This is a genomic window from Sorangium sp. So ce128 (assembly GCF_051525245.1).
GTDB lineage: Bacteria > Myxococcota_A > Polyangia > Polyangiales > Polyangiaceae > Sorangium > Sorangium cellulosum_B.
Genome location: NZ_CP150313.1, coordinates 5,713,523 through 5,732,500, shown reverse-complemented (window position 1 = coordinate 5,732,500; position 18,978 = coordinate 5,713,523). Strand labels below are relative to the sequence as shown.

Annotated in this window: 13 protein-coding genes (1 of these 13 running past the window's edge); 8 read left to right on the top strand and 5 right to left on the bottom strand. The window is 71.7% G+C overall.

Annotation, left to right across the window (positions count from 1 at the left end; genetic code table 11):
* A protein-coding gene (locus WME82_RS21860) for an Lhr family helicase (protein WP_438044364.1) crosses the window boundary here: on the top strand, positions 1-4,248 show its 3' portion. Its footprint begins 660 nt before the window's first position; only the last 4,248 of its 4,908 coding nucleotides appear in the window; the start codon falls outside the window, past its left edge; its stop codon occupies positions 4,246-4,248.
* 249 nt (positions 4,249-4,497) lie between these two features.
* Here WME82_RS21860 and WME82_RS21855 read toward each other — a convergent pair whose 3' ends face one another.
* Positions 4,498-4,812 carry a KGG domain-containing protein gene (locus tag WME82_RS21855; RefSeq protein ID WP_438044363.1) on the bottom strand — a complete coding sequence of 105 codons (315 nt, stop codon included), beginning with the start codon at positions 4,810-4,812 and terminating at the stop codon, positions 4,498-4,500.
* Positions 4,813-5,545: 733 nt separating this feature from the next.
* Here WME82_RS21855 and WME82_RS21850 point away from each other — a divergent pair.
* From WME82_RS21850 to WME82_RS21840, 3 genes are all read left to right on the top strand, one after another.
* Positions 5,546-6,880: a hypothetical protein gene (locus WME82_RS21850; RefSeq protein WP_438044362.1), complete on the top strand. Its 1,335-nt coding sequence runs from the start codon at positions 5,546-5,548 to the stop codon at positions 6,878-6,880.
* Positions 6,881-7,321: 441 nt separating this feature from the next.
* Positions 7,322-8,791 carry a pre-peptidase C-terminal domain-containing protein gene (locus tag WME82_RS21845; protein ID WP_438044361.1) on the top strand — a complete coding sequence of 490 codons (1,470 nt, stop codon included), beginning with the start codon at positions 7,322-7,324 and terminating at the stop codon, positions 8,789-8,791.
* A 292-nt stretch (positions 8,792-9,083) separates the two neighbouring features.
* Positions 9,084-9,356: a hypothetical protein gene (locus WME82_RS21840; RefSeq protein WP_437747408.1), complete on the top strand. Its 273-nt coding sequence runs from the start codon at positions 9,084-9,086 to the stop codon at positions 9,354-9,356.
* An 86-nt stretch (positions 9,357-9,442) separates the two neighbouring features.
* Here the strand turns inward: WME82_RS21840 and WME82_RS21835 are convergent, their stop codons facing one another.
* Positions 9,443-10,081 (bottom strand): response regulator, encoded by a 639-nt coding sequence (locus WME82_RS21835; protein ID WP_438044360.1) that lies wholly within the window; start codon positions 10,079-10,081, stop codon positions 9,443-9,445.
* A gap of 354 nt (positions 10,082-10,435) precedes the next feature.
* On the opposite strand from WME82_RS21835, the gene WME82_RS21830 reads away from it, so the two are divergent.
* Positions 10,436-11,362, top strand: coding sequence for a lysophospholipid acyltransferase family protein (locus tag WME82_RS21830; protein WP_437747406.1), 927 nt, complete (start codon positions 10,436-10,438; stop codon positions 11,360-11,362).
* A gap of 164 nt (positions 11,363-11,526) precedes the next feature.
* Here the strand turns inward: WME82_RS21830 and WME82_RS21825 are convergent, their stop codons facing one another.
* The 3 genes from WME82_RS21825 to WME82_RS21815 form a co-directional block, all read right to left on the bottom strand.
* Positions 11,527-12,264 carry an ABC transporter ATP-binding protein gene (locus tag WME82_RS21825; RefSeq protein WP_438044359.1) on the bottom strand — a complete coding sequence of 246 codons (738 nt, stop codon included), beginning with the start codon at positions 12,262-12,264 and terminating at the stop codon, positions 11,527-11,529.
* A 76-nt stretch (positions 12,265-12,340) separates the two neighbouring features.
* Positions 12,341-13,936: a hypothetical protein gene (locus WME82_RS21820; RefSeq protein WP_437747404.1), complete on the bottom strand. Its 1,596-nt coding sequence runs from the start codon at positions 13,934-13,936 to the stop codon at positions 12,341-12,343.
* Between the two features lie 274 nt (positions 13,937-14,210).
* Entirely contained in the window at positions 14,211-15,464 is a 1,254-nt protein-coding gene (locus WME82_RS21815; protein WP_438044358.1) for an alpha/beta fold hydrolase, read from the bottom strand.
* Between the two features lie 689 nt (positions 15,465-16,153).
* On the opposite strand from WME82_RS21815, the gene WME82_RS21810 reads away from it, so the two are divergent.
* The 3 genes from WME82_RS21810 to WME82_RS21800 all read left to right on the top strand — a co-directional run bounded on the left by WME82_RS21810 (position 16,154) and on the right by WME82_RS21800 (position 18,945).
* Positions 16,154-16,381 (top strand): hypothetical protein, encoded by a 228-nt coding sequence (locus tag WME82_RS21810; protein WP_437747402.1) that lies wholly within the window; start codon positions 16,154-16,156, stop codon positions 16,379-16,381.
* Between the two features lie 196 nt (positions 16,382-16,577).
* The gene (locus WME82_RS21805) at positions 16,578-18,338 is read left to right on the top strand and encodes a serine/threonine protein kinase (protein ID WP_437916985.1); all 1,761 of its coding nucleotides are present in this window, start codon (positions 16,578-16,580) and stop codon (positions 18,336-18,338) included.
* Positions 18,331-18,945 (top strand): hypothetical protein, encoded by a 615-nt coding sequence (locus tag WME82_RS21800; RefSeq protein WP_438044357.1) that lies wholly within the window; start codon positions 18,331-18,333, stop codon positions 18,943-18,945. The genes WME82_RS21805 and WME82_RS21800 overlap by 8 nt, the downstream gene beginning before the upstream one ends.
* The last annotated feature ends 33 nt before the right edge of the window (positions 18,946-18,978 follow it).

The following is an 18,978-nucleotide window of genomic DNA, read 5'->3' as shown; positions in this document are numbered from 1 at the left end:
GCGCGGCTGCTCGGCGGCGGCGAGACCGACGGCGCCAGCGGGCGCTTCGCGCCGCGGCCGGTGACCCTCGTCGACGCGAGCGCCCCGAAGGCCCTGGAGCTCCGCATCGAGGTGCCCGTCGAGGACATGACCAAGCTCGGGGAGGCCGCCCGCGCGGGCGAGGGCCCGAGGGGGGCGCCCGCCGAGCCGGCGCAGCGCTCGATCTGGCCGAGCATCCACCCGCGCCTCGTCGAGCTCGTCCGCGCCCACCGCACCACGATGATCTTCGTGAACAGCCGGCGCCTCGCCGAGCGCCTCGCCGCGGCGCTCAACGACACCGCCGGCGCCGAGATCGCGCTCGCGCACCACGGATCGATCGCCCGCGAGCAGCGGCAGCAGATCGAGGAGCGGCTCAAGGCGGGCCTCCTGCCGTGCATCGTCGCGACCTCGTCGCTGGAGCTCGGCCTCGACCTCGGCTCCGTCGACCTCGTGATCCAGCTCGAGGCGCCGCCCTCTGTCGCGGCCGGGCTCCAGCGCGTCGGGCGCGCGGGGCACGAGGTCTCCGGCACGTCGCGCGGCGTCGTCTTCCCGAAGCACCGCGGCGATCTGCTCGCGTGCGCCGCCGCCGCGTCCCGCATGCGCGAAGGCAAGGTCGAGGCGACCCTGTACCCGAGGAACCCGCTCGACGTCCTCGCCCAGCAGATCGTCGCCATCGCCTCGATGGACACCCTCCACGTCGACGCGCTCTTCTCGCTCGTTCGCCGGGCGGCGCCCTTCGCCGAGCTGCCCCGCGCGAGCTTCGAGGGCGTGCTCGACATGCTCTCCGGCCGCTACCCGTCCGACGAGTTCGCCGAGCTCCGGCCCCGCATCGTCTGGGACCGGGTGGGCGGCGCCGTGCGCGCCAGGAAGGGCGCGAAGCGCCTCGCCGTCGTCAACGCCGGCACCATCCCCGACCGCGGCCTCTACGGCGTCTTCCTGGACACCGGCGGCGACGCCGCGCGCCCGGGCCGGCGCGTCGGGGAGCTCGACGAGGAGATGGTCTTCGAGGCCCGCGAGGGCGAGGTCTTCCTCCTCGGCGCCTCGTCGTGGCGGATCACCGACATCACCCACGACCGCGTCCTCGTCGTCCCCGCCCCGGGCGAGCCGGGCAAGATGCCCTTCTGGCGCGGCGACCAGGCCGGGCGCAACGCCGAGCTGGGCGCCTCCATCGGCGCCCTCGCGCGGCGCCTCGCCGCGTTGCCCGACGGCGAGGCCGAGCGCACGCTCGCGGACGAGCACGGCCTCGACGAGCGCGCGGCCTCGAACCTCGTCCGGTACGTGCGCGACCAGGCCGCGGCCACGGGCGACGTCCCGAGCGACCGCACCCTCGTGATCGAGCGGTTCATCGACGAGGTCGGCGACCACCGCATCTGCCTCCTCTCGCCGTTCGGCGGCCGCGTCCACGCGCCGCTCGCGACCTGCATCGCCGAGCGGTGCCGCCTCGAGCTCGGCCTCGCGGTCGACACCGTGTGGACCGACGACGGCATCGTCCTGCGGCTGCCCGAGTCGGAGTCGCCCCCCGACGCGAAGCAGCTCCTGCCGCAGGCCGACCAGGTGGAGGATCTGCTCGTCCGTGGCCTCGGAGACACCGCCCTCTTCGCCTCGCGTTTCCGCGAGTGCGCGGGCCGAGCGCTGCTCCTGCCGCGCAAGTTCCCCGGCAAGCGCTCGCCGCTCTGGGCCCAGCGCAAGCGCGCCGCCGACCTGCTCGCCGTCGCGTCGCGCTACGGCTCGTTCCCCATCCTGCTCGAGACCTACCGCGAGTGCCTGCGCGACGTCTTCGACCTCACGGCGCTCGAGGATCTCCTCCGGCAGATCGCCGCCCGAAAGGTCCGCGTGGTCACGGTCGACGTCCGCGCGCCCTCGCCGTTCGCGGCCACGCTGCTCTTCACCTACGCCGGCAACTTCATCTACGAGGGCGATCTGCCGCTCGCCGAGCGAAGGGCGCAGGTGCTCACCATCGATCACAGCCGCCTGCGCGAGCTGCTCGGCGAGGCCGAGCTGCGCGAGCTGTTCGACGCGGACGCCGTGCTGGCCCTCGAGGCGTCGCTCCAGCGCCTCGACGGCCGAGCGCCGCTCAAGCACGAGGACCAGGCGCACGATCTCCTGCTCTCGCTCGGTGATCTCACGCGCGACGAGATCGCCCGGCGCGCGGCCGGCCACGACGCGCCGCCCGAAGCGGCCCGCGAGCGCGCCGCCGCGTGGATCGACGAGCTCCTCCGGGATCGGCGCGCCATCGAGGTCCAGATCGGCGGCGAGCGCCGCGTCGCCGCCGCCGAGGACGCGGGCCGGCTGCGCGACGCCCTCGGCGTGGTGCCGCCGCTCGGCCTGCCGATCGCGTTCCTCGAGCCCGTCGCGGACCCGCTCGGCGAGCTGGTTGCGCGCTACGCGCGCACGCACGGGCCCTTCCGCGCGGACGACGTGGCCCGGCGCTTCGGCCTCGGCCCTGCGCCGGTGCTGGCCGCGCTCGCGCGCCTCGCCGAGCGAGGCCGCGTGGTCGAGGGCGAGTTCCTCCCCGGCGGCCGCGGCCAGGAGTTCTGCGACGCCGAGGTGCTGCGCTCGCTGAAGCGCCGCTCGCTGGCCCGGCTGCGCGCCGAGGTCGAGCCGGTCCCGCCGGAGGCCTACGCCCGCTTCCTCGCAGACTGGCACGGCCTGCACCGCCGCCGGCGCGGCCTCGACGGCTTGCTCGCGGCGCTCGAGCAGCTCCAGAGCGCGCCCCTCTCGGCCTCCGCCCTGGAGTCCGAGATCCTGCCCGCCCGCGTCGAGGGCTACCGGCCCGGCGATCTCGACGCGCTCTGCGCGGCCGGCGAGGTCCTCTGGCGCGGCGTCGAGCCGGTCGGCGACGGCGACGGCCGCGTCGCGCTCTACCTCGCCGAGGCCTTTCCGTACCTCGCCCCGCCGCCTGGCCGCGCCGAGGGGGCGCTCGCCGAGGGCATCCGCGCCGCGCTCGCGCGCCGCGGCGCGCTCTTCTTCTCCGACCTGTCGCGCGAGACGGGCGCCTTCGGCGCGGACCTGCTCGCCGCGCTCTGGGATCTCGTGTGGGCCGGCGAGGTCACGAACGACACGCTCGCCCCGCTGCGCGCGCTCGGCCGCGCGTCCGGCTCGAGCGGCCGGCGGCGCGACCGCGACCGCGCTGCGCCCAGCCGCGGCCTCGCGGCGCTGCGGGCGCGCCGGATCGGCCCGCCGGGGAGCGAAGGGCGCTGGTCGCTGCTGTCGTCGTCTCCCGGCGCGTCCGGCGCTGCTGGCGGCGCGTCCTCCGGCGCGCCCGGCGAGACCGAGCGACGCGCGGCGCTCGCCCGCGCGCTGCTCGAGCGCCACGGGGTGCTCACGCGCGAGGCGGCGGCGGTCGAGGGGCTCGCCGGCGGCTTCTCCGCCGTCTACGACGTGCTCCGCGCCATGGAGGAGGCCGGTCAGGCGCGGCGCGGCTATTTCGTCGCCGGGCTGGGCGCCGCGCAGTTCGCGGTGCCGGGCGCCGACGATCGCCTCCGGGCCTGCCGCGAGCCGTCCGACGATCCACGGACGCTCGTCCTCGCGGCCACGGATCCGGCGAGCCCCTGGGGCGCCGCCGTCCGCTGGCCCGAGCTCCCCGCGCCCGTCGACGGCGGCACCGAAGGCGCCGTCCGCGGCCCGGTCCGGCCGCAACGGGCCGCGGGCGCCCTGGTGATCCTGCACGACGGCCGGCTGCTCGCCTGGATGGGCCGCACCGAGCGGAGCCTCACCACGTTCCTGCCGGAGGCCGAGCCGGAGCGCGGCGACGCGATCCGGGCCATCGCGTCGGCGCTCGGGGCGCTCGTCGACGAGGGGCGGCGGCGCGCCGTGCTCGTGGCCACGATCGACGGCGAGCCTGCGCACAGCTCCCCCCTCGCGCGCGCGCTTTCGGACGTGGGCTTTACCTCCGGAGCGCACGGCTACCTCAAGCGGGCCATCACGCCCGAGGGGGGCGGGTGGCGGCCGCGGCACGTGCCGCCCGCGAACGCGCCCGACTGGGCTCGCCGCGCGGCGGCGGCGGGCCTCGATGCGCCGGAGGACGAGGCAGATGGCTTCAGGCCGCCGCCCGGGCTCCGCGCGTGGCCCTCCGGGCCTCCGACCGGTGGATGGAGGATGTCGCCCGCCGGCGCGACCGAGGGCGGCGCGCAGGCGGCGGACGGCGGCGCGCCGGACGAGAGCGACCTCGACGACGACGACCCGGCGATGTTCGAGGACGGCGCAGGGATCGACGACGGCTCGGAGTAGCCATCGGTCGGGGGCTGGAGTGGCCCTCTCCGAACCGGTGATTCCGGGTCCTGGCGTCTGCGTTCCAGCCATCACCCACCGTCGCCCGGGGGGCGGGCGCGGCGGAGGGAGCGCTGCGGCGTGGCGCGTGTCGACAGCGCCAAGAAGGACCGCCGAGCAACCGTGAAAGGGCGATACCTTTCGTGGTTCCTCGGCGGCTCTTCGTGGTCCTCGCGCCCTCGGGGATGCCGAGCGGCGCGCCGGGACGGTCTAGTTCTGTTGGGGTTGTTCGTCCGCCTTCACCTGTTGCTCATGGCTTCCGCCGCGGACCTTCCGGCTCCGGCCCTCGCCATTCGTCGCCAGACTCCGCGCCTCGGCGCCCTTGCGCCCGATCTCGGCCATGTGTTCGCGGTTCTGACTCACGGCCTCTCCGCCCTTGCGGCCCGCTGCGCGCGCCTCCTCGGACGTGAACTCGTGCGCCGTGCCCTTCTCATGAGCTGCCTTGCCGCCCTGACTCGCGATCTGGCGCTGCTGATCCGCGTTCATCGCTGCGAAGCCTCGCTTGCTCTCGCTGGTCTGTCCCATGAATCACTCCTCGGATGGATTGCCTCGTGAACGCCACTCGACGACCGTGGCTACCTGCTGCTGCTTGGCCACATCAGGCCGGCGGTGCCGGCGACGCCGGGGCCATGCTGCAACGCGGGTGCCAGGCCGGGGAGCTCGGACGAATCTGCCGATGCGTCGAGGCCGGACAATTGATGACCATCAGGTCGCCAGGGGTGCCGCCACGAGGGTTCGCTGTGGCAAATTGCCTCACTGTGCGCTCCGCCGTGTCTGGTCGCCCCAGTCTGCGGGCTCCGTCGTGACAGGCTCACTGGACGCGACCGGTCGTCCGGATCGTCTTCTTGCCTCTGTCCTCTGATCGAACGAACCAGCGAGATGACTGCCATCATCGCGAACACACGAGCTCACGGTGGCCCTTTCAGGGTTCACCTGCGCGGCCGCCGCTGCTCACGATCGAGCGCCCGGCACCTCCGATGGCTCCCTTGCGCTCTGTCGACTCAGGCGAACCCGCTGGATTCTCGTGTGGTTGTTATTTTGCTGTGACATGGCTGAATCTGGATGGCCGAGGGGCCACCTTGACGGTCTTGTGACGGCAACCTTCAGGCGGGGCGTCGAAGGGCTGCGGCGCTGGCGCGTCGCGTCTTGACAACACGATGCCGCTGCCGCTCTCGTTGCACTGCATCATCACCTTCAGCGCCCGGCCCGACGACGAGGCTTCCGGGCGGCCGGGGTGACGACATTGCAGGAGATTCACATGGCGCTTGCGATCCAGGGGGCTCGTCTCGATGGAGGCCAGCTCTGCTCACCGAACATGACATCATGGCCGCGCCGCGCGCGCGGCCGCGCTCCGGGGTACGCGCGTGGCGCGGGCCTGGTCGCGCTCTCGCTGGCGCTCCTCGCGGGCTGCGGCGGCACCAGCGGCGCGGCGCCCGCGGAGAGCCCCGCGCCCGCGCCCGCGCCCGCGGCGAAGGAGCCTTTCAACATCGAGGAGGCGCTCGCCCGCGAGACAGGCGAGCTGCCCGCCCGGGAGCTCCGCGCCGCGGACTGGTCGGCGCGCGCGTTCGGGGCGGGGGAGGCGAAGATCGAGCCGAAGGAGAAGCTCGTCGCGATCTCCATCCCCCTCGGCACGGACACCCATGTCGAGTGCTTCGTTTACAACACGATGCTCGACTCGGGCGAGGTGATAAGGAACTTCATCGAGCTGCTCGACCCTGCGAAGGTGGAGGTCGCTCGCGTCGTTCCCTGGGAGGTGAGCGTGCACCGGGAGAGCCCCGCGGTGTTCGTGCAGGCCCTCTACCTCGTCCCGACCGCCGGCGGGAAGGCGGCCGGCCTGCTCAAGATCGCGCTGCACGCGGACAGGGCGCGCCCCATCGCCTGCCTGCATGACGAGGTCGGGTATGTCCGCACGTTCGAGCGGCTCGCCAAGGCGCTCTTCGACTCGTTCGAGTCGAAGAGCGCCGCGCCGAAGCCCGAGTACACGGACACCGTCATCCTGCGCCTCGACAAGCTCCCTGTCGGCTTCGAGACGAGCGATCTGCTCAAGGACGAGGGCGGCCAGCGGCGGTGGTTCTCCCGCTCGGCCACCTTCGTGCCGCGTGACCCCAAATCGCTGCACATCGAGGATGAGGCGTCGAACGTGCTCATCGATCCTCAGGGGCAGATCAAGGAAGGCGTCTGGATCGAGACGTCGGGAGGCACGGCGAACCACCGTATCGAGCTGTCCCAGAAGAAGAACTTCGAGTACGAGTACTCGGGAGAGGTCGAGGGCAAGAAGGTCCAAGGGACGTTCACGCCGGCGGCCAAGGCGTGGCTCGCCTCGCCCGTCGCCACCGCCTCGGCGCTCGCCCGGCTCCTCAAGAAGAAAGGCTCCTTCGACCTGAAGCAGCAGGAGTACATGCCCAGCGTCGATCCGACGAAGCCCGTCGACGTCCAGTACCTCCGCGACGCCTCGGGCGCCGTCACGGTCTCTCTGAAGACGATGCGCCTCGTCGGCAGCCTCGCTCCGGACGGCCGTCCGGAAGCGTTCGAGATCTCCGCCGGTCCTCCCAAGCTGACGATCCAGCGAGCCTACGTCAGGGGCAAGCTGTAAAACCGCCCGCGGATGCGCTTCCGGGCCTGTCCGGGAGCGCAAAGGCGCTCCCCGACGGCCATGCGCGGTGGGGCCTTGCTGCTCGGACACCATCGAGCGCAATCGCCAGCCGGCGCCGCCGAGGGGTCTTTCCTGTGAAATTGGAAAATTCCCGCGCCGACGAAACATTGTCGAGTGTGCTGATGGCTGCAGCGCTTGAGTATCGTCGTCATTTTTATTGATTCACGACGATTTGGTGATCCTGCACCGCTCAGATCAGGTTATATATCCTCCCGGTCGGCCGAACGACTCTTCGCTGGAACAAAGAATCATTTTTTCGAGCGGAAGGAGCTCTCAATGCGCTCTGTGAGATCGCGTAGATCGCGTAGATCGCGTGTCTGCGGCTCGGCCAGCTTCAAACTTGGCGTAATGACCGCGGGTGTATTCGCGCTTACGGCCTGCGTGTCGGATCTCGAGGACGAGCCGGTCGAGGACGTCGGCGGTGGCCAGGAAAGCTTCGAGGCGTTCGAGAGGGCCGCGTTCCGGGAGCCTGACTCTGGTGTCTACATTGTCGATGGGGACACGCCCGTCGCGGACATCAAGCATCTCCGGGAGTTCTGGGAGGCGTACGTACGGGATGGCGCCCTCATCGTGCAACGCAGCGGCGGCAGCGATGTCGTCTGGTCGGCGGCCCAGAAGAAGAGCATCACCTACTGCGTGAGCACGACCTTCGGCGCGCGCCATGCCGCCGTCGTGGCGGCCATGGCTGCCGCCACGGCTTCCTGGGAGAGCGCCTCGGACATCGATTACATCTACCAGAGCGCTCAGGACGCGACCTGCACTGCTGGCAACAGCAACGTCGTCTTCGACGTGAGGCCGACGAACTCCGGCGGCCAGTACATCGCGCGGGCGTTCTTCCCCAATGATGCGCGATCGGTGCGGAATGTGCTGATCGACTTCAACGAGCTCGAGGTATCCGGCGTCGCGCTCGAGGCAGCGCTGCGGCACGAGCTCGGCCACACGCTCGGCTTTCGGCACGAGCACACGCGTCCCGAGGCGGGCGTCTGCTTCGAGGACAACGCGTGGCGCGCGCTGACCACCTATGACTCGGATTCCGTCATGCACTATCCCCAGTGCAACGGCACCGGCGACTGGGACTTCGTGCTGACCGCAAGAGACATCCAGGGCGCCCAGGCGCTCTACGGCCCGCCTGGCGGCGCCGGCGGTAGCGGCGGTAACGGCGGCGCTGGTGGCAGCGGCGGCGCTGGTGGCGGCAGCGGCGGCAGCGGCGGCAGCAAGACAGTGACCGAGAACTTCAGCAGCAGCGTCAACGCAGGTGCGTTCGTGGACATCGGACCGAGCGCCGGTTTCGCCATCACGCCGGGGACGGGCCTCACGGTGGTGATGACCGGCACTGGCGATCCCGACCTCTACGTGAAGTTCGGATCGGCGCCGACGACGGCCTCGTACAGCTGCCGCCCGTACCTCTCCGGGGCATCCGAGACTTGCACGTTGACCGTGCCGACAGGGCAAACCAAGGCGTACGTCAAGGTCAGAGGGTACTCCGCGGCCACCTGCAACGTGGCGGTGACCTATACCCGACCGAGCGGCACCAGCAGCGGCGGCGGCACGGCCACGTCGGCCACCTTCAGCGGCAGCCTCGCGGCGGGCGCATCGGCGCCGCACGGGCCCCTCCCGGTGGTTCCTGGCACGAGCCTCCGGCTTGTGATGACCGGCAGCGGCGACCCTGATCTCTACGTGAGGTTCGGCGCCGCGCCGACCCTGACCTCGTACGACTGCCGCCCGTATCTGGACGGCGCCGCGGAGACCTGCAATCTGACGGTCCCGGCGGGGCAGACGCAGGCCTTCCTCTCGGTGAACGGCTTCACGGCCAGCACATATCAGCTCAGCGCGACCTACACGGCTCCTTAGAGCGGGGCCCCGCTGACGCGCCGAGCCATCCGAGGGAATGGATTGGTCGAATGGTCGCCCAACCGGGTGTGCTCGCACCCATCGAGGGCGTCATTTCGACGTGACGCGACGCGCCTCTGCTGGCGGCAGCCTGGACACCACCGCTGACGAACCCTCGATACGGGGAGGTGGGTATCAGGCGCAGGATGAGCAGAGTACGGAGCGCCCGTCGTCCAAGCTGCGAGCGACATCTCGCACAAAAATCGTCGCCGAAAACTGGGCACCTCTAGCGAACCCTTCTTAGGGTGCTCTCATGGACAAGAAAATTTTAGCCGCAACTCTCCTGCAGGCTCTGGCCATGGCTCAACGCGAAGGACGCTCCGAGACACTCGACTCGCTGGTCGAGAGGCTGCGCGTTCGCCGCCGGGATATTCGCGGCACGCTGACCCTGCTCCACCGCCAAGGCATGCTGGACGTGCTCCACATGCGACTCACGCTCTCCGGGTTCGCCATCGGCTCGGCGCTCATCGGAAAGACGCTGCCGGCGCTCCGGGCGGCTCCGCGGGCTTCCACCGCGGCGGCGTGAGCCAGCGCCGCGCTGCACGCCGCGCGCGGTGAGGGCGGTGAGCGAGCTTCCAGCGCTCGCCAGGCGCTCCCGCGCGACGGCGCCGCCTAGGCCTCGACGAGGCCCGCTCGCACCGCGAGGCGGGTCAGGTCGGCCACGCTGTGCGTCGCCACCTTCGCGCAGAGGCGCGCCCGGTGCGTCTCGACCGTCTTCACGCTGATCGAGAGCTGGACGGCGACCTCCTTGGCCGAGAGGCCCATCGCGAGCAGCCGGAGCACCTGCCGCTCCCGGTCGCTCAGCGCGGCCACCATGTCGCCCCTGGCGGCGGCGTCGCGCCGCTGGAGCGCGCGCACCATCGCGGCGCTCACGTCCGGCGATACGGCCGTGCGCCCCCGGACGACGGTGCGCAGCGCCTCCACGAGATCGGCGAGCCGGCTCTGCTTCGACAGATATCCATCGGCGCCAGCCCGCATCGCCTCGGCCACCCGGAACTCGTCGCGGTGCATCGAGAGCACGATGACGCGGAGCTCCGCGATGCCCTTGAGATCCCGGATGAGGTCGACCCCGCTGCGATCAGCGAGGCCGAGCTCGATCACCGCCACCTGACAGCGGTGGATCTCCTGCGCTCGGAGCGCCTCCTGCCCGCTTCCAGCCTGAACGACCTCGCTCACCCCCGGCTGCGACGTCAGCGCGTACGCCAGCGCTTCCCGGACGACGTTCTGGTCATCGACGAGCAGGATATTCATGTCGAAGGCCCCCCTTATCCAAGGGCCTTGTAACAGACTACTTTGAGCTCCATGAACCTGTTTTCTCGGTAAGGATTCGCCTGGCGACGGCGATTCGGTTCCTGTCATGCTGGACTCGGCTCCTCGCAGAGCGCCTTGGACGAGCGCAGGAGAGACATCGACGTCGGGACGATGGCGCTGGAACGTCGTTTCATCCGAGCGGGGCGTTGTGCCTCGGTGGGGGCGCATGCGCTCCAGGAGCCCGCAGCCCGCGCGTCTCGTGACGAGCCCTCGGCGGGCTTCGCCAGGGCGGCGCGGGGGCCGCGCTCGATGCCTCTCCCTCGGCCGTTATGTTTGCGGTAGATAGGCTGCCTGATGCCTCGCCCGCGCGGAGCGCTCTTCTCCGGTCTACGCCATGACTCGGCCTTCTGGCGCCGCGCCCTCGCCGCGGGCGTCAAGCGCGGGCCGGAGCCCTGGGTGCGCCATAGCCCTCCGGTCTTCGGCGTGCTCTTCGCGGCCGCGCTCCCCGAGCTGCGCCGGCGCGTCGAGCAGAACCTCCGCCGCGTCCGCGGGCCCCGGTCGCGCCTCGTCGACCTGCTCGACAGCAGCGCGGTGTTCGCCGCCTACGGAAGCTGCATCGCCGAGGCGCTGCTGCTCGCGAGCGATCGCGGTTACACGGTGGTACGGCGCTCCCGGGGCGTCGAGCACTACCACGCGTGCGCTGCAGCAGGCCGGGGGGTCATCATCGTCACCGCGCACACCGGGGGCTGGGACATCGCCGGCCAGATCCTCGGCGCGGTGCATCCGGCGGGCGTCATGCTGGCGATGCAGCGGGAACGGGACGCCGAGGCGCGCGCGATCCAGGATGCGGCGCGGCAGCGCGCTGGTGTCCAGGTGGTGCACATCGGCGATGGGCCGCTGGACGCCCTGCCGCTCCTCAAGCACCTGCAGCGAGGCGGCGTGGTCGCGATGCAGATCGATCGCGCGCCGCCCGGGATGCGCAGCCGGGAGGTCACCTTCCTCGGCGGCCGCTGGCGAGCGCCCGAGGGGCCGATCGCGCTCGCCGCGATGAGCGGCGCGCCGATCTTGCCCGTGTTCACGCACCGCCTGGGCTTCCTCGACTACGAGGCGGTCGTGGCGCCGCCGATCCGGCTCGCCCGCCGGGCGACCGAGGAGGAGCGGGACGCGGCCGCGGCCGAGATGATGGGCGCCCTGGAGCGCTTCGTCCGGGCTCACCCGACTCAGTGGTTCCACTTCACCGGCGACGGCCCGGTCGCGCCGGCGGAGGACGGGACGGGTTGAGCTGAACAGCGGAGAAGACCGCAAGTGGGCCGATCAGCGCAAAGGAGGAGAGGCGGAGGCGAGCCGAAAGAACGCCGGAGACATCGAGAGCAGAGATTTCTCTCCGTGTCCTCTCTGCGTCTTTGTTTCTTGTTCCAGGGCGCCTTGCGCGGCGCGGCGCCGCTCTACAGCGGCCCTTCGGTCAGCCCGTGGACGAATTGCCTCACGCGCGGGTCGTCGCTCGCCTTCGCTTCTGCGGTGGTGCCGTCGAAGATGAGCCGTCCGCGGTAGAGCATCCCCACCCGGTCGGTGACCGTGAGCAGCCGGTCGAGATCGCTCGAGACCATCACCACGGTCGCGTTCATCGCCCTCTGCTCGGCGCGGAGCAGGTCGAAGATGCGCTGCGACGTGACCGGGTCGAGGCCGGCCGCGGGCTCGTCGTAGAGGACGATCTCGCCGCGAGCGATCGTGGCGCGGGCGACGCCCACGCGCTTCTTCTGGCCGCCGGACAGCCCCGCCGGCGTCCGTCCCTCGAAGCCCGCGAGAGACACCGCGCGGAGCCGCTCCGCGACCCGCTCCTCGATCTCGTCCTCGCTGAGATCGTAGAGCCGGCGCAGAGGGAACGCGATGTTCTCCCCGACGGTCATGTAGTCGAACAGCGCGTTGTTCTGGAACAGCATCCCGAACTTGAGACGGAACGTCTGGAGCTCGAGCTCGCTGAGCGCGTGGACGTCCTTCCCATCGACGAGCACGTGCCCGCGATCCGGCCGCAGGAGCCCGGTGATCATCTTGAGCAGCACGCTCTTGCCCGAGGCGCCCGGCCCGATGAGCCCGTAGAGGCAGCCTGCAGGCACGTCGAGGTCGACGCCCCGGAGCACCGGCATGCCCCCGAAGCTCTTCGTCAGCTGCTCGATCTGGATCATCGGTCGCGTGGACACGGTCGACGGGGAGGGGCGCGCCGGCCTGGTGGCTCGGCGGGGAGGGGCGCGCTGGCCTCCTTTACTTGAACGTCGTCCGGGCGACGTCGAGCCGCGGGTGGGACGGGAACGACATCCCGCGGATTTGCCCGGAGATACACGAAGCGACGCTCGGGTTCGACGGGCTCGTCGTGACGGTGACCCCCACGGCGCGGCCGTTCTGCACCGCGGCGCAGACGTTCACCTCCATGCTCGAGGGCACGTTGCACGCATTCAGGTACGTGCCGCGGTTCAGCACGTTGCCGTAGGCGCCCGCCGTGAGGTCGGCCGGGCCGTTGTTGCCCATCTTGTACTCCTCGACATAGCGCGCCTGCGCCGCCTCACAGCTCAGGCCAGCGCCGAGCGTCGGGTAGCTGCCGCCGCCGCTCGGCCGCGCCCCGCTCCCGGCGCGCCCGGTCTTGCCGCTGCCGAGGCCGGCGTCGACCTCGATCGCGACGCGGTCGGTGGCGCCCTGCACCGCGAGCTCCTGCTCCTTGTGGCTGCGCTCGCGGTACCACCAGCCCGCGCCCGCGGCGAGGATGACGCCCATCAGGGCGAGACCGAGGAGCGCCTTGTACTGCGTGCCCTGCTTCTCGGCCGACACGACGGCGTCGAGCGCGCGCTTCTCCTGCACGATGTCCCGGTTCAGCTTCGCCTGCTCGGCGAACGGGGCGAACTCCTCCCAGTCCTGGATCGCGCGCTCCTCCGCGGAGAACGTGTCGCGTAGCACCTGATCCCCTGTGAAGGAGCCGGACGCGATCTGCTGGAGCAGCTCCACGGACGAGAACGGCCCATGGTCCATGCCGTCCTTGATGACGACGTACCGCGGCCGCGGATCGGACTCGAGCGCGGCCTTGAGATCCGCGAGCTTGCGGGTCGGATCGTTGCCGTGCAGGCGCTGCGGCTGGTTGACCGGGATGGCGACCGCGAACGGTCCATCCCCGGAGACCGCCTGGATCCTCGGCACGGACGGCGCCGACGGGACGCGCGCTTCCTCCTGGTGCCCGGTCGGCGGCATCATCGAGAGGTTGACGTCGACCTCGAACTCGCCGTCGGCATCGAGGTGCGACGTGTCGGCGCTCGGCGGCATCGACGAGGCGCTCGGGACGATCTGGTAGAGCGCCTGCGCGAGGGCGGCGAGATCCGCCGGGCGGTGCTTCGGATCGGCCACGAGCGACTTGCCGAGCACCGTTTCCAGCGCGGGCGGCAGGTCCGGGATCACGTCCGCCGGACGCCGCATCCCCGGGCCGACGCTGCTGTTCGTGAGCATCTCGTAGAGGATGGCCCCCACCGCGAAGACGCTCGCGCGCGCGTCGCCTTCGTTGCCCTTGCGCTCCTCGGGCGCCAGGCAAGCGCGGTCGCGCGGGAGCAGAGGAGGGGTGTGGGCGAGCTCCTCGATCAGCTGGATCGTGCCGTTGGCGTCGTGACCGAGGCACGAGGGGTGCACGAACATGGTCCGCCCCTGCGCGTGCAGCTCGTGCAGCTGGGTGCAGAGCGGCACGGCGAGGCCGATGGCCTCACGGATGTCGAAGCGGCGACCGGTCGCGCGGCGCGACTCCATCTCGGCGCGGAGCGTGCCGGCGGGGATGGACATGCCGGCCGGCAAGGGGGTGAGCAGGGGCTGGACCTGAGCGGACATCGGGGACGAACACTACGACAACACGCCGGGTCCGCTCAACGCCGCACCGCAACGTTGCAGTGTCGACGTGCGGCGAAGCCAGGTGCACACGTGGGACGAGCAGTGCGGGCGTGCGCTTGCGGCGTCAGCGTTCGTCAGCGCGCCTTCAGCGTTCGTCAGTGCGCCGTCAGCGCGTTTGCGCTGGTCTGCGCCCCCTGGTGTCGGTCTGCGTCCGTGCGCGTCCGCCAGCGCGCGTTCGCGCTGGTCTGCGTCCGGGTGCGTCGGCCGGCGTCCGTCAGCGCGTGTTGGTGCCGGTCTGCGTCCGCGGGCGCTCGGCGGCCTCGGCCGCGGCGGCGTCCGCGCCGAGCGCCAGGACGTGCCCTGCGAAGAAGCGGAGCAGGTCGGTCTCGCGCGACTTCGGCCAGCGGGCGTGGTTGATGGCGCCCTTCTTGGCGGAGCAGCGGTTCCGGAGCGCGCAGTGGGGCTCGTCCCTGCCGGCCTCGTCGAGGCGCAGGAACGAGGTGTGCGCGGAGAGCGCGTCGCGCGCGCGCAGCCATCGCTCGACCGACTCACACGGGAACGTGTCGTCGCACGCGCGGTAGACCGCCATCGCGGGCGGGGGAGGGCCGGGGCACGCCCACTCTGCGGGCGGCGCGTTGCTGCCGAACGTGGCGAACGCCGCGACGCGGTCCGCGCGCATCATGGCGTACGTCGCCGCCATGTGGCCGCCGTAGGAGCCGCCGAGCGCGTAGATGCGCCGCCGGTCGACGAGCTTCTTCTCGAGCAGCTGGTCGACGAAGGCGTCGACGGTCGCGACGTCGACGTTGCCCTCGCCGGTGAACTCGACGTCGAACGGCGCGGTCGGCGTGTACATCTTCGTGCCGCGCTCGCGCTCGGCCTGGCTCGGCGTCTTGAAGGCGCGGCCCTGGGGCGCGAGGATGATGAAGCCCGCGTGGGCCGGGTCGCCGGTCAGGTTCCACGTGGCGCCGAGCTTGCGCAGGCCCGTCTCCTTGTCGACGCTCGTCGGGTTGTCGCCGTCGGCGTGGAAGAAGACGATGAGCGGCAGCGGCGCTCGCGTCTCCACGCCGCTCGGCGCGATCACGCAGGCGTAGCGGGGCGACCCCTCGGCGTCGCGCGTCTCCAGAACCTGGGCGCCGCGGCACGGCGGCCTGCCGAGCGTCTTGCGGAGCTCTCGCCCGGGGCGTCCCTGCTCGGCGACGCAGCTCCCTTCGCTGGGAAGCCTGGCCTCGGGCGGCTTCGTCGGCGGCGCGGCCGCGCTGGCCGGACCGGCCGCGCGGGCGCCCGCGTCCTGCCGGGCCGCCGAAGGCCGCGGCTGCCCGCCGTCGGCCGCGGCTGCGCCGGCGTCCTGCTCGAAGACGCCGAGCAGGTCACCGCCGTCGACCCCCGACGACGGCGTGGAGCACGCGGCCGCGAGCCAGGCTGCGGCGCCGGCGAGCGCGGCGGCGAGCAGGGCGCGGCCGCGCCGGAGGCCGGGAAGGTCCAGCGTCGAGGTTCGGTGCGGGCGGCGCCGGGGCTGGGGTCGAGGCACGCGCGCACTGTAGTACGTACAGCTGTCGCGCTGAACCAGCCCGGCATGGCTCGACGGGTCGAATCGGGCGCGAGCCGAGGTACACCGGACACCTCATGGCGCATCCCGCGGCTCACAGCTGGGTTCGGTAGAGCCGCTTCCATCCCGAAGACCGGTGTCGCGGGCATCGAGCGCCTCATCGAGCTGGCCTCGCGCCTGCAAAACAATCGATATCGTGGTTCCCTGGCACCACGAAGAACCGCTCTTTCGGCGCGTGGAGCCGTCCGCGTGTCGCTTCCACGAACTCCGTCGCTGGCCCGTACTCCTCCCGGGTCCCGTGGTCGGCGACATCACTCGTGGAGCAGACGAGATCGATCGGTATCCCATCCTTCGCGAGCGCATCGAGGTTCCTGGCCCGTTGTCTGGATACGCTCAGAAGGAGCAAGTCGCGGGTCGCAGCGGAGGCAGGAAGTGCCACTGGAGGCGATCGGAGCGAGCTGGAACACGGCGCGGTGCCCCGCGGCGGCGAGCGAAGTAAGCTATCTTACTGTCGAGCGCCACCAGGAGGCGATCGGAGCGAGCTGGAATGCGGCAAGTCGTCCCCGTCCGCCGGTGCGTCGGCTCCGTGCCCGCCGGGGACGAAAACGCTACGGCGGACGCCGCTGCCTTGCGGGGAGGCCCTTCATGGCTAGGCTGTCCGCGGCCCACCCATGACGCTCTTCGATATCCTCGTCGGCGCCGCGCTCGCGGCGGTCCTTGCTTTCCAGGTCTACGTCACCGTGCGCGTCTTCCGGAGCCGCGTCTACGAGCCCAAGCAGAAGGTCTGGCAAGCGCAGCTCGTCTGGCTCCTGCCGATCATCGGCGCCGGGCTTGTGTTCTCGATTCTCCAGGAGGAGGACCGGGCCCACCGCGACGCCTCCTCGCACCTCCGGAGCTGAGCCGTCGCCTCCCGCGCGGCCGCCTTGCGGCCACGTGCGGTCACGCTGAACGGTCGACCTCGCTCCCTTCTCCGTCCTCTACGCCCATCTGGTCACCCCGGCGCCTCTGACAACCCGGTGGACCTGGGACGATCGAACAGGAAAATTCGGTTTCACCCTTCGGTCCAGCGGCGCCGTGCGCTATGGCTCAGGGAGCATGGCGGACGACGTCTTCGGCATCGTCGGGACCACGCAGGCGGGTAATTTCCACGTCGAGCAGGTGGTCGCGGAGGGAGGGTTCGGCGTGGTGTACCGCGCGCTCCACGCCGGCTTCCGCGCGCCTGTCGCCTTGAAATGCCTGAAGGTGTCCGAGGCGAAGACCCCGCGCGAGCGGCAGCTCTTCCTCGAGAAGTTCCGCGAGGAGGCCCAGCTGCTCTTCCGGCTCTCGGCCTCGATCCCGGAGGTCGTCCGCCCGCTCCACGTCGACGTGCTGCACCTGAAGCGCGGGGAGTTCGTCCCCTTCCTGGCCCTCGAGTGGCTGGAGGGCGAGTCGCTCGACAAGGTCATCGATCGACGGAGGCTCAAGGGAGAGCCGCCGATCCCGCTCCACAGGCTGATGAAGATGATGCGCCCCATCGCGCAGGCGATCGCGCGCGCGCACCGCTTCCCGAGCCCGAACGGCACGGTGTCGATCATCCACCGCGACCTCAAACCCGAGAACATCTTCATCACGACGCAGGAGGGGACGGAGCGGCTCAAGATCCTCGACTACGGCATCGCGCAGGCGAAGACGCTGGCCGAGCAGGCCGTCGGACGGGTCACGAACGGCGACCCGCTGAACGCGTTCTCCCCGGCGTACGGCGCCCCGGAGCAGTGGGCGCCGAAGCGGTTCGGGCAGGCGGGAACTTGGACCGACGTCTGGGGTCTCGCGCTCACCATGGTCGAGGCGCTCGTGGGGCGGCAGGTGATCGATGGCGAGGCGCAGGCGATGATGGGGACGGCGCTCGACGTGACGCGCCGGCCCACGCCCCGGGCCGAGGGCGCCAACATCCCGCCGGAGGTCGACGCGGTGTTCGAGCGCGCGCTCGCGGTGAGCCCGCGCGACCGCACGCGCGACATCGAGGCCTTCTGGACGGAGCTGGAGGCGGCGATGGGGCTCCCGGCCACCTTCGGGCGGACCTCCGCGCAGGACGACGCGTACTCCGTTCCGCCGCCTCCGTCGTCGTCGATGCGTGCAGCTCCGCAGGTCAAGCGCGCCGCGCACGTGTGGCTCGACACGCCCAGCGACGCCGGGTCGCTCGAGCTCGATCTCGACGTGGCTCCGGCCTCGATGCGCTCGCCGAGGGGAGGGCGCCGGGACGGCCCTGCGAGCAGCGTGCGCCCGCCGCCGCCCTCGGATTCGGCCGGTCTCGAGATGGACCTCCCCGAGGCGCCGCAGAGCGCGCGGGGCAGAGGCATGGGCGCGCTCGTCCCGGAGAGCGTGCCGACGAGCGCGCGAGGCCGCGGCGGCTTCGCGGAGGCGACGCCCGTGGGCGCGCTCCCGCGCGGCGGCGGGATGGAGAGCGCCCCGCCGAGCATGCTCGCGCGCGGGGGCGGGATGATGGAGAGCACGCCGCCGCTGGAGATGGCGCTCAGCGTGGCGCCGCGCACGACGTCGGTCGTGCCGGCCGCGGTGCGCGCGCTGTCGGACATGCCGTCGAGCAGGTACCGGCCGACGGCGCGTCCGCCGGCGGACGTGCGGCCGCGCCCGCCGGATCCGAAGCCGCTCGGCGGGCCGACGCTCCTCCAGCAGCTCGGGCTGCCCGTGGCCTGCATCGTGTTCGCGTGCGTGGTCACGGTGGCCGACCTCATCATGAAGCAATCGGGCGAGGCGCTGAGCTTCGGCCCGGTGCGCTCGTTCTGGGTCGCCGGCGTGCTGCTCCTGTTCGGCGTCGGGCTGTTCTTCTGGCGCATGCTCGGAGATGCTGGAGATGCCTGATCTGACGCACGGGCGCGCCGCCGCGGGCGAGCGCGCCGATCAGAGCGTGTCGGCCCGCTTCACGCGGCTGATGAACGCGTCGACCTCGCGGTGGGGCGTGCTCACCGATCCCCCGCTCGTGGCGCTCGCCTCCGGCGTCTTCCTGCTCGTCTTCCTCGGGGCGCTCGGCCGCGACGCGGGCCCTGAGGTCGCGCGCGCGCTCGGGGTCCTCGTGTTCGCGCCGATCTCGGTCGCGCTCGCCGTCAGCGTGGCGCTGCGCGGCGCGCGTCGCGCCGTCGTCGCGTGGCTCGCGCGCCAGCCGTTCCCGGTGGAGAACCTGAACGCCGTGCTGAACGGCCTGGGCGAGGCGCTGGAGGTCACCTTCGTCGGCGCGGCACCGGAGGCGACGGAGCTCAACGTCGAGCTCGACAAGGTGCACCCGGATGCGTTCGTGACGGGGGGCGTCGAGGACGCGCGCACGCTGGACATCCGCATCGGCGTCGTCGACTCGAAGCGCAATCCGGCCGCGACGAACCACCAGCGCTACGCGCGCGTCCGCGAGCTCGTCGAGCGCGTGCTCGTGCCGCTCGCGGAGCGCTATCCGATCCAGGTCGTCCGCGTGAAGTGAGCGCGCGCCGGACGCGCGCATCCAGACGGCGGG

Excerpts from the sequence above, each read along its gene's own strand:
- WME82_RS21855 (WP_438044363.1), bottom strand. The coding sequence starts at position 4,812 with ATGGGACAGACCAGCGAGAGCAAGCGAGGCTTCGCAGCGATGAACGCG.
- WME82_RS21850 (WP_438044362.1), top strand. The coding sequence starts at position 5,546 with ATGGCGCTTGCGATCCAGGGGGCTCGTCTCGATGGAGGCCAGCTCTGC.
- WME82_RS21840 (WP_437747408.1), top strand. The coding sequence starts at position 9,084 with ATGGACAAGAAAATTTTAGCCGCAACTCTCCTGCAGGCTCTGGCCATG.
- WME82_RS21835 (WP_438044360.1), bottom strand. The coding sequence starts at position 10,081 with ATGAATATCCTGCTCGTCGATGACCAGAACGTCGTCCGGGAAGCGCTG.
- WME82_RS21830 (WP_437747406.1), top strand. The coding sequence starts at position 10,436 with ATGCCTCGCCCGCGCGGAGCGCTCTTCTCCGGTCTACGCCATGACTCG.
- WME82_RS21825 (WP_438044359.1), bottom strand. The coding sequence starts at position 12,264 with ATGATCCAGATCGAGCAGCTGACGAAGAGCTTCGGGGGCATGCCGGTG.
- WME82_RS21820 (WP_437747404.1), bottom strand. The coding sequence starts at position 13,936 with ATGTCCGCTCAGGTCCAGCCCCTGCTCACCCCCTTGCCGGCCGGCATG.
- WME82_RS21810 (WP_437747402.1), top strand. The coding sequence starts at position 16,154 with ATGACGCTCTTCGATATCCTCGTCGGCGCCGCGCTCGCGGCGGTCCTT.
- WME82_RS21805 (WP_437916985.1), top strand. The coding sequence starts at position 16,578 with ATGGCGGACGACGTCTTCGGCATCGTCGGGACCACGCAGGCGGGTAAT.
- WME82_RS21800 (WP_438044357.1), top strand. The coding sequence starts at position 18,331 with ATGCCTGATCTGACGCACGGGCGCGCCGCCGCGGGCGAGCGCGCCGAT.